The 9,794-nt window shown below is 61.5% G+C and carries 9 protein-coding genes and 1 pseudogene; 5 read left to right on the top strand and 5 right to left on the bottom strand.

Going from position 1 to position 9,794, the window contains the following annotated elements:
* The first annotated feature begins 175 nt into the window (after positions 1–175).
* The 4 genes from ACCD00_RS22040 (at position 176) to ACCD00_RS22055 (ending at position 3,734) form a co-directional block, all read left to right on the top strand.
* On the top strand, positions 176–1,765 hold the full coding sequence (locus ACCD00_RS22040) for an ArnT family glycosyltransferase (protein ID WP_413427526.1): 1,590 nt from the start codon (positions 176–178) through the stop codon (positions 1,763–1,765).
* A 147-nt stretch (positions 1,766–1,912) separates the two neighbouring features.
* Positions 1,913–2,317, top strand: a complete 405-nt coding sequence (locus tag ACCD00_RS22045) for an antitoxin Xre-like helix-turn-helix domain-containing protein (RefSeq protein WP_057399936.1) — start codon at positions 1,913–1,915, stop codon at positions 2,315–2,317.
* The gene (locus ACCD00_RS22050; RefSeq protein WP_413427527.1) at positions 2,311–3,003 is read left to right on the top strand and encodes an RES family NAD+ phosphorylase; all 693 of its coding nucleotides are present in this window, start codon (positions 2,311–2,313) and stop codon (positions 3,001–3,003) included. The genes ACCD00_RS22045 and ACCD00_RS22050 overlap by 7 nt, the downstream gene beginning before the upstream one ends.
* Before the next feature lie 251 nt (positions 3,004–3,254).
* Complete coding sequence (locus tag ACCD00_RS22055) at positions 3,255–3,734, top strand: hypothetical protein (protein WP_008021706.1); 480 nt, start codon at positions 3,255–3,257, stop codon at positions 3,732–3,734.
* Between the two features lie 69 nt (positions 3,735–3,803).
* On the opposite strand, the gene ACCD00_RS22060 is transcribed toward ACCD00_RS22055, so the two are convergent.
* The 4 genes from ACCD00_RS22060 to ACCD00_RS22075 all read right to left on the bottom strand — a co-directional run bounded on the left by ACCD00_RS22060 (position 3,804) and on the right by ACCD00_RS22075 (position 7,767).
* Complete coding sequence (locus ACCD00_RS22060) at positions 3,804–5,372, bottom strand: DHA2 family efflux MFS transporter permease subunit (RefSeq protein ID WP_413427528.1); 1,569 nt, start codon at positions 5,370–5,372, stop codon at positions 3,804–3,806.
* Positions 5,369–6,460, bottom strand: coding sequence for an HlyD family secretion protein (locus ACCD00_RS22065; protein WP_413427529.1), 1,092 nt, complete (start codon positions 6,458–6,460; stop codon positions 5,369–5,371). Before ACCD00_RS22065 ends, ACCD00_RS22060 begins: the two co-directional genes overlap by 4 nt.
* Before the next feature lie 97 nt (positions 6,461–6,557).
* Entirely contained in the window at positions 6,558–6,971 is a 414-nt protein-coding gene (locus tag ACCD00_RS22070; protein WP_413427530.1) for a cupin domain-containing protein, read from the bottom strand.
* A gap of 43 nt (positions 6,972–7,014) precedes the next feature.
* The gene (locus ACCD00_RS22075; protein ID WP_413427531.1) at positions 7,015–7,767 is read right to left on the bottom strand and encodes an SDR family oxidoreductase; all 753 of its coding nucleotides are present in this window, start codon (positions 7,765–7,767) and stop codon (positions 7,015–7,017) included.
* 262 nt (positions 7,768–8,029) lie between these two features.
* Here ACCD00_RS22075 and ACCD00_RS22080 point away from each other — a divergent pair, with 262 nt between their 5' ends.
* Positions 8,030–9,619 carry a winged helix-turn-helix domain-containing tetratricopeptide repeat protein gene (locus ACCD00_RS22080; RefSeq protein WP_413427532.1) on the top strand — a complete coding sequence of 530 codons (1,590 nt, stop codon included), beginning with the start codon at positions 8,030–8,032 and terminating at the stop codon, positions 9,617–9,619.
* On the opposite strand, the pseudogene ACCD00_RS22085 reads toward ACCD00_RS22080, so the two are convergent.
* Positions 9,608–9,794 (bottom strand): annotated as a pseudogene (locus ACCD00_RS22085) (hypothetical protein); the annotation flags it as partial. The gene ACCD00_RS22080 and the pseudogene ACCD00_RS22085 overlap by 12 nt on opposite strands.

Genomic DNA, 9,794 nt, shown 5'->3' on the forward strand with positions numbered 1-9,794 from the left:
ACAATTGTTCATCGTGCAGATCACGGCCTTGCGCCTATTGATGTAGCGGCCACCTCTGAACCGGAGCTAATGGTTTATTCGCAATCTGCTGACAATCCCATCACATTTCGCCCGATAGCCTTGTTGCTCCAGCCGCTTCTCCGTCGCCACGGTGAGCGCAACGTGCGAAACAGTGATGAAAAATTCGTTAGTCCGGTTTGTGAAAAGTGACCAGGGTGCGCTGATCCTCTTGCTTGGCGTATCTGCGCTTCTATTGCTGTTCGGATTGGGCGCAAGGGAGCTTTGGGGGGCGGAAACGCGCTGGGCGAATATCGCGTTGCAGATGTTGCAGACAGGCGATTATTTCGACCCTTACCTCAAGGGCATGCCCTATTACGACAAGCCGCTTCCGTCCTATTGGTTGATTACCGCCACTGCCCATCTGATGGGTGGCCTCGGGCACTGGTCGCTACGCCTGCCTTCGGTTCTGTCGGCGTGGTTGAGTGTCTGGCTGGTCTACCTGATCGGTGAACGGCTCTATGGCAAAGGCACCGGTTTGATTGCCGGCTGGTTTCTGGCGACGACCTTCTTTTTCGTGTTCTGGGCGCGGGTCGCCACGGCAGACGTGCTGACGGTTTGCGGTGTGCTGGCGGCAGTGTGGTGGTATTGGCGCGGCCCGGATGACACGCGCCTGAGTCGATACTGTGTGTTTTTCCTGATGCTGGCACTGACCTCGCTGTTCAAGGGCTTGATCGGGTTCATCCTGCCGGGGCTGATGCTGTTGCCGCATCTGCTTGGCGAGGGACGCTGGAAAAACCATCTCAATCCACGTCTGTTCCTGGCGATGCTGGTGGGCGGCGTGGTCTACATGCTGCCGTTCATGTTGTCGCAACGTTATGGCACGCCGACTTTTGGACCAAGTGGACTGGGCCTGGTGTTTCAGGAGAACGTGGTTCGATTCTTCAAGCCCTTCGACAACATTGGCCCGATCTATACCTATCTGCTGTATCTGCCGGTCTATACCCTGCCCTGGGCGCCCTGCTGGATGCTCGGCCTGTGGCTGGCAGTGCGAGGCTGGAAGCACACCGAAGCCAACGTTCGCTGGCTGATCCTGGGCCTCGGCCTGCTGTTCCTGTTCTTCACCGCCAGCGGCAGCCGGCGCAGCTATTACGTGTTGCCGCTGGTGCCGTTTGCGCAATTGCTGGCGGCCTGGTGGGTCACTCGGCGCATGGCCGCACGTCAGGCGGCCGGCAAAGTCAGCGGCCCCGGCTGGACGAAAGGCATTGCCGGGGCAGCCGGGTTCTTGTTGTTGATCCTTGGCGTTGTCTACCCCTGGACCAATGGCGGTGGCGGCGGAGTCATGCAGTTCACCCAGGATGTGCGCGCCGAAGCGATCAAGACGGCGCCATGGAACGAATGGCGCATGGTGCTGGTGGATGTCGACAACAAGCTGCCCATGTACCTGCAAAATCACGGCTCGCCGTTCTACTACGTGCTCCCGGATTCGGACATTCCACAAACCGGCGGCAGCGCTGCGCTGATGGCGTGGCTGGAAAAGAAAAGTGGCGAGACCTGGAATCCGGACCGCACGATCATCGTGGAGCAGTACAAGGACATCCATCAATTGCCGCTGGATTATCTGACGGCCGACCATCAGTTGATCACCACCAAGCCCAACAACGGCGCCCGGTTGTTCCATTCAACAGAAAATGGCAGTGCCGCCTTCATTCCCCATGGGAAAACGGCGGTGACCGGGCAAGCGGTAACGCAGGCATTGGATCAATGATGTATTGAGGTGAGCTATCAACAAAAACGGGCGCTTAAGGGGGCGTCCGTTTGTTTAGGTGCGAAAGTCCACTGGTCGCGGCAATATTGCTCTACAGATTCAATAAAACTACATTTGAATCTACAGATTCAGATAGAGCACACAAACATGGCCGTCCCCATCCAAGCCCAATCCTTCACAAAAAACCAGTGCGTCACCGGCCTGCGTGCCGCGGTGAGCATTCTGGAAAAGTGGAAGGCCACCGGCGATCAGGCCTGTCGCATCCTGCGCATTTCCCGCAGCACTTACACCCGCGCCCGTCAGCGTGACCCGGATTGGGCGGTGGCGCTGGATGCGGACCAGATGCAGCGCATCAGCTTTGTGCTGAACATTCATGCGACGTTGCGGCTGGTGTTCGACAACCCGGACAACGTGTATGGCTTTGCCTCGATGGCCAACGACAACGAGTTTTTCAACGGGCGTTCGCCGCTGGAGATCATGGCCCAGGGCGACATGATTTCGCTGTATGAAACCTTCCGCCGCATCGACATGTTGCGGGGGGCGCAATGGTGATGGCGAGTGAGCTGACGGTGTTTGCCGGCCAGTCGTTGCAGGCTTATCGCCTGGTCAATTCGAAGTTTCCGCCCATTGCGTTGTTTGATGACGTGGCGGACGCGGATGAATTTGAAGTGTTGTTCGAGATTCAGGCGCTGACCAATCCGCGGTTGAAGAATGAAGTAGGTCAGCTTGAGTTGATTGCGCGCAGCGAGATTCCGTTCGGGATTGCGGGTTGCTCTTACGCCATCGCGCCGTTTACCCATGTGAATCCGGCGGGCTCGCGTTTCAGTGACGGCAGTTTTGGTGTGTTGTACCTGGCGGATTCGATGGAAGCGGCATTGGCCGAAGTACGGCATCACCAGGCCCTGTATTGGTCGAAGGTGCCGAGCCTGAACTATGAGCGCTTTGTGTTTCGCGGGTTGGCGTGTGCGTTTGGCGATGGCGGGATGAAGGACGCTGCGGCCCTGCCGATAAGCGATCCGGTGTATGCGCCGGACGACTACAGCCATTCCCGAGTCCTGGGGCGGTCGGTGCGGGACGCCGGTTGTCCCGGTCTGCGATATCACTCGGTGCGGATGCCGGGCAGTCATTGCTGGGCGCTGATGACACCGCGACCGGTTTCGTCGATTGTGCAGACGGCGCATTACGAGATGGTCTGGAATGGGCAGATCACCAGTGTGAGCCAGATTAGTGAGGCTTGAGCCCCGTTGTCAGACACATGAAAACCTGTGGGAGCGGCGGTGCGGCGATCCGACTTGCTCGCGAAGGCGGCGTGTCAGTCGCTAACGATACTGAATGTGCCGGCCTCTTCGCGAGCAAGCCCGCTCCCACAGGGATCTGCGATCCATTGACTGCGTCGATAGTCACCATTGATTCAATGAAGTTCTCTTAAAAAATCTCCGGCGTAACATCTGCTCCATACCAACCCATAAGCACCCCGGAGCACACCATCATGAAACGCCAAACCCTCCTCAGCATCGCTTTCTCGGTTTTCGCAGTTAACGCTTTCGCCGCTACCTCTGCTCAACCTGTGGTCGCTGAAGGCGGCTCGGATCGTCTGATTGAAAGCCGTGTCGCCGAGGGTGGTTCCGATCGTTTGATCGAGAATCGTGTGGCTGAAGGTGGTTCGGATCGCCTGTTGGAAAAACGTGTGGCCGAAGGCGGTTCCGACAAACTGCTGCAAAACCGCGTAGCCGAAGGTGGCTCCGACAAACTGCTGCAGAACCGCGTCGCTGAAGGCGGCTCCGACAAGCTCCTGCAAAACCGCGTCGCCGAAGGTGGTTCCGACAAACTGCTGCAAAACCGTGTCGCCGAAGGCGGCTCCGACAAACTGCTGCAGAACCGCGTCGCTGAAGGCGGCTCTGACAAACTGCTGCAAAACCGCGTTGCCGAAGGCGGTTCGGATCGCCTGATCGAAAGCCGCGCTGTCTGAATGCAGTGCTTTACCGCAGGACTCAACGAAAAGCCCGGCCTCAACAGCCGGGCTTTTTCGTGCGGGTTATCAATTCGTCCGTAGCTCATGCACTTTCGCGTATCGCGAGAGACCGATCTTGATGCCGACCAGGATGGGCGCGGCAAAGACGAACAGCAGGGCCACGGCGAAGAATGCCGTATCGAAGGCAATCACCGTGGCCTGACCTGACACCGCTTTGCCCAGCAGGCTCGTGGCTGCCCGGCCAGCGGCCACCTGATCCATGCCCTTCCCTGCCAGCATCGTGGTTGTGGTCATCAGCCGTTCGATGAGCGCGTGCCCTCCCGGGGTGACGTTGGCGCCCAGGACCACGCCATTGCTGACCACCTGATGGTCGATCAAGGTCTGTAGCCCGGCGACCCCCATCAGGCCCCCCAACTGACGCCCTGTATTGAACAGGCCGATGCCGCTGGCCAGGTTGCGGCTGTTGAGGTGACTGAAGGCAATCAGCGTGATCGACAGAAACAGGAAGCCAAGCCCCAGGCCGCGCAACAGGATGGCCGCCATCATGTCGTCGCTGCCGCTTTCGCTGGTGGAGCCGGACAGCATCCACATCGCTGCCATGATCAGCAGGATGCCCAAGGGCACGGTCGCCACCGGCGGCACGCGGCGTACCTTGAACAGATAGGCGGCGATGAGCAGCGAACCGACAAAAAAACCGCCACTGGGCAACAGCAGCAAGCCGGCATCGGTCGGTGTGAAGGCGAGTACCGACAGGGCGAACGCCGGGATCAGGTAGGCGCTGCCGAACAGCGCGGCACCGGCAACGAAACTGACGCAAAAAGCAAAGGTAAAATCGCTTGATCTGAACAGGCTGAAGTCGAGCAGCCCCTGGCCGTTGGCCAACACCTGTTGGCCGAGAAAGACCAGCAGCGCGGCGCTACCGATCACCGTCAGCATCAGGATGCGCGGCTCCTCGAACCAGTCCCAGCGACTGCCCTGGCTGAGCACGTAGGTGAAACAGAACAGGGCTACAGAGAGCAGCGAGAACCCGAGCCAGTCGAACGAACGTTGCCGGCCCCGGGCAGGCACAGGGTGGTCAGCGATTAGCAAGAGGCCGGTCGCCGCCAGGGCCAGCGGCACCACGCTGAAGAAGATCCAGGTCCAGGACTGGCTATCGATCAACCACCCTTGCAGGGCTGGCGCGAGGGTCGCCGACGCGACCACCGCCGCCATGGCGAACAGGGCTTGCAGGATTGGCTGAAGCGCGCGTGGATAGCCACGAAAGATGATCGCCTGGCCCGCCACCAGCAGCGCACCGCCAGCGAAGCCTTGCAGGATGCGCAGTGTGATCAGCAACTCCAGCCGAGCGGTGATGGCAGCCACACCGCACGTCAGGCCCATGGCCAGGGTGGCGCCGATGATCACATTGCGCGCAGAAAATCGCTGCATCAGCCAAGGAGCGATCATGAACCCGATCAGCTTGAGTGCGATGTAGCCGACATCCAGCCAGGCGAACTCGTCGGGCGTGGCATAGGTGTCGCCGATGATGTCGCTGCGGCCGAGAGCCAGCACGGTGCTGGCGATCGCTTCCGTCAATGCCGCCAGCACGATGCCCGCGATGAGCAGGATGCCGGTCGACGGCCTGGCGTTGCTCATGACCCGGCCCCTTGCGATACCTCTACCCGCGCCGACAGCCCCGGCACGATGCGCCCCGGCAGCGGGTTGTCAGCCAGGCGGATCTTCACCGGAACGCGCTGCACGACCCGTACAAAGTTCCCGGTGGCGTTGTCGGGCGGCAGCAGGCTGAACGCCGAGCCACTGCCCGGTGCAAAGCTGTCGACCACGCCATTGAGTGCCGCATTGGGGTAGCCATCGACCGTGACGCGCACGTGCTGGCCGGGGCGAATCTGTTCGAGCTGGGTTTCCTTGAAGTTCGCCACGACCCACACATCCTTGACCGGCACGATATCGAGCAGGGATACGCCCGGCGTGACGAAGCGGCCGAGGCGGACCTGACGGTTGCCGACCACGCCGTCCACCGGCGCATGCACCACGGTGTGCTCGAGATCGATCCGGGCGAGATCGCGCGCGGCCTCTGCCTGGCTTACAGCCGCTACGGCCGCCCCTCTCTCGGCCACCAACACCGCGATGTTTTGCTGTTGCGCCTCGACCGTTGCCGAAGCGGCCGATACCGAGGCGGCGGCTCTGGATTGCGCCGTGCCGGTTTCATCGACCAGGGCCTGGCTGACCGCGTTGCTGACGATCAACTTGCGACTGCGGTCGTGGGTCTTGGTCGCCAGGTTCATGTCGGCGGAGGCCGAGCGTCTTTGCGCTTCGGCCTGCCGGATCAGCGCATGCTGAAGCTGGATTTGCGCATCGACATGGGTCAGGCGCGCCTGGGCGGCGCTGACATTGGCCTCGGCTTGCGCGAGTCTGGCGCGATAGTCGCGGTCATCGATCCGAAACAGCACATCACCGGCGTGCACGGTCTGGTTGTCCTCGACCTCCAGCGCCGTGACATAGCCGGCGACCTTGGCGGCCAGCGAGGTGACGTCCCCGCGGACATAGGCGTTGTCGGTCGAGGTCACGCCACTTGAAAACGCCAGCGCCCCCCAGGCCGCCACGACCACCAGGGCACTGACGCACAGCAACACGCCGATGGTCTTGCGCCGGCTACGTGGTACCACGCCGCCCGGGGTGCTGGTGCTGGCGGCAATGGCCGCGTTGTCCTGGAGCGCGTTCATTTTTTCATTTCCTGTGCAGTACCTGGAACTCCAGCAGCCACAGGGCGGCAGTGGTCTGCCGCCCGGCTGTCGAGCCCTCATGAGCGCGTTGATCGGCTCACTGTTTGATCGGTGTCACGAGTACCTTTTCGTCGGTGTCGAGGACGAACACCGCCAACAGGCGTGCAGGTTGAGTGTCGCTGGCGTTGGCGCTGACCAGGTGCACGGAGCCCGGTTCCTCTACGAAGTTTTCGCCGGTCTTGTAGATCTTTTCCGGCTGGCCTTTGACCTGGATGCGAAACGAACCCTCCAGCACCGTTGCATAGATGAAGGCCGTTTTCGGATGGGTGTGGCCCGGCGACGCGGCACCCGGCCCATACTCGACGACCACGCCCCTCATGCTCTTGCCGGGGATGTTGGGAATGGGACGGTCGAACACCACCGTCACCTTGCCGGGGGGCGGCTCGGCGGCCGAGGCGGCGCTGATCGAGAGCACTGCGAAGACGGCGGCCATCAGCAATCGGGTAACCATGGGATTTCTCCTGGATTCGTGGGAAATGTAAGAGTGCGATCCGTTACTGCGCTGTCGACCGGGCCAGCCAGTCGTCGAAGCGAATCGCCCCCAGACGTGCGTTCTTGCCGGTGACCAGCGATTGGTCATTGAGTACGGCCCCGAAGTAGCGCGCATGCACGTCCGGCACGACCTTGCGGCTATCCTGGGTCGCTTTCAGATAACGCCTGGCCAGTTCGTCGATCGGCATGGTTTCCGGGCCGCCGACTTCAACCGTGCCATTGACCGCTGCTGCCAGCACGACATCGGCCAGCGCCGCTACCACGTCGTCGGAGGCGATCGGCTGGATCAGCGCCGGCGAAGCATGAATTTCCTCGCCAACGGCGAACGACTGGACAATGCCGCCGGCAAACTCGGAGAACTGCGTGGCACGCAGAATGGTGTAAGGCATGCCGGACGCCTTGATAAGGGCTTCCTGCGCGACCTTGGCCCGGAAATAGCCGGTATCGGGAAGCCGTTCGCTGCCGACAATCGACAGGGCAACATGATGACGAACCCCGGCAGCGGCTTCGGCGGCCAGCAGGTTACGGCTCGACGTTTCAAAGAAATCGAGAACGGCCTGGTCCTCCCACGACGGCGCGTTCGCCACGTCGACCACCACATCAGCGCCATCCATCGCTTCGGCCAGGCCTTCGCGGGTGATGCTGTTCACGCCCGTGCTGGGGCTGGCGGCGAGTGCGTCATGGCCGCGCTCGCGCAGGGTGTTCACAAGTTTCGATCCGATGAGGCCGGAGCCTCCGATGACGACGATCTTCATGGTTTTCTCTCTCCACTTGTCGAACGCAACCATTGCGTTGGTGTGTAGGAGAGTGCCTGCGTGCAGGAGGGAAGTCCTTGTGCCGGGCTTGGATTTGCCTTGGAGAAAGCCTTGAAATACGTCCAAGGCAGAGGCTGTTCGTCCCACCCCTCTGGCGCGGACGGTGCAGCGGGTGTCGAGCTGCCGTATCATCCGTCACAGTTAACAGCCGCCAGCCGCCCGGGACACGGCGTTGAGGGCGCTTCGCCAGGGGATGCTCGATTTGCAATTCGCTTTTGAAGACTACGTACTCGATCAAAAACGCCGGGAGCTGACCTTGCGCGGGCAGGTCGTGGCCGTCGGACCGCAGGTCTTCGACCTGTTGCTGCTGTTCGTCAACAATCCCGATTGCGTCCTTGGCAAGGACGAATTGCTCAAGGCGGTGTGGGGCGGCCGGATCGTTTCGGAGTCAACGATCACCAGCCACATCAATGCGGTGCGCAAGGCCATTGGCGATACCGGTGAGGAGCAGCGCCTGCTGCGCACCGTCGCCCGCAAGGGCTACCGCTTCGTTGGCCGGGTCCAGGTCGACATGACCGGGGAAGCGAAACAGCCTGATATCGATGAGCGCTCGACCGCCGCCCCGGAACAAATCCCCTCCCCTACGCTCGTCCTGCCGGAAAAACCCTCGATCACTGTCCTGCCCTTCCAGAACCTGAGCGGCGATCCGGAGCAGGAATATTTCGCCGATGGCGTCGTGGAGGACATCATCGCTGCCCTGTCGCGTATTCGCTGGCTGTTCGTCATCGCGCGCAATTCGAGCTTCACCTACAAGGGCCGGTCGGTGGACGCCCAGGGTGTCGGCCAGGAGCTGGGCGTTCGCTACGTGCTCGAAGGCAGCGTGCGCAAGTGCGGGAACAAGGTGCGCATGACCGGGCAACTGATCGACGCGACCAGCGGGACGCACATCTGGGCGGAGCGCTTCGAAGGCACGCTCGACGATATCTTCGAGCTGCAGGACCAGATCACCGAAAGCGTCGTCGGCGCGATCGCGCCACAACTGGAACGGGCGGAAATCGAACGCGCCAAGCGCAAGCCGACGGAAAGCCTGGACGCCTACGACTATTACCTGCGCGGCACGGCAAAACTGCACAGCGGCGGTCGGGAAGCCATCGAGCAGGCGCTGCCGATGTTCTACAAGGCTATAGAACTCGATGCGGAATTTGCCTCGGCCTATGGCATGGCCGCCTGGTGCCACTTCTGGCGCAAGATCAATGGCTGGATGATCGACCGGCCTGCAGAAATCGCCGAGGGCATACGGCTGGCGCGTCTGGCGGTGGCCCTCGGCCGGGATGATGCGGTTGCACTGACGCGCGGCGGACATGCCCTGAGCCATCTCGCCGGTGAAATCGACAGCGGCATTGCCCTGCTCGACAGGGCGCGCCTGCTCAATCCCAACCTCGCCCCCGCCTGGTTTCTGGGCGGTATCCTGCGAGCGCTGCACGGTGAAACAGACGCCGCCATCGAGCATTTGAACCATGCCGTGCGCTTGAGCCCGCTGGATCCGGAGATGTTCAGGATGCAGGTCGGGATGGCGCTTGCGCATTTCTTCGCCGGGCACTTCGATGTCGCTGCAGACTGGGCGGAAAAGGCACTGGGCAACCTGCCCAGCCTGCTGCCCGCGGCGACGCTGGTAGCGGCCAGTCATGCACTCGGCGGACGAATGGACAAAGCGAAGTGGGCGATGCAACGCCTGCAAGCGCTGGATCCCTCTTTGCGCCTGTGCACCCTCAAGGACTGGCTGCCCATTCAACGGCCTGAAGACTTCGCCCGTTTCGCCGATGGACTGCGGCTGGCCGGCCTACCGGAGTGAAGGCCCCTGACCTGTACCTGTACCTGTACCTGTACCTGTACCTGTACCTGTACCTGTACCTTTACCTTTACCTGTAGGAGCGAGCTTGCTCGCGAAGAACTCAAGAGCACCACGATTAGCCAGTAGCCCCTCGTAATCGTTGACGACCTTCGCGAGCAAGCTCGCTCCTACAGGG

Source organism: Pseudomonas sp. Pseusp3 (assembly GCF_047304225.1).
In the GTDB taxonomy this organism is placed as follows: Bacteria; Pseudomonadota; Gammaproteobacteria; order Pseudomonadales; family Pseudomonadaceae; genus Aquipseudomonas; species Aquipseudomonas fluorescens_CD.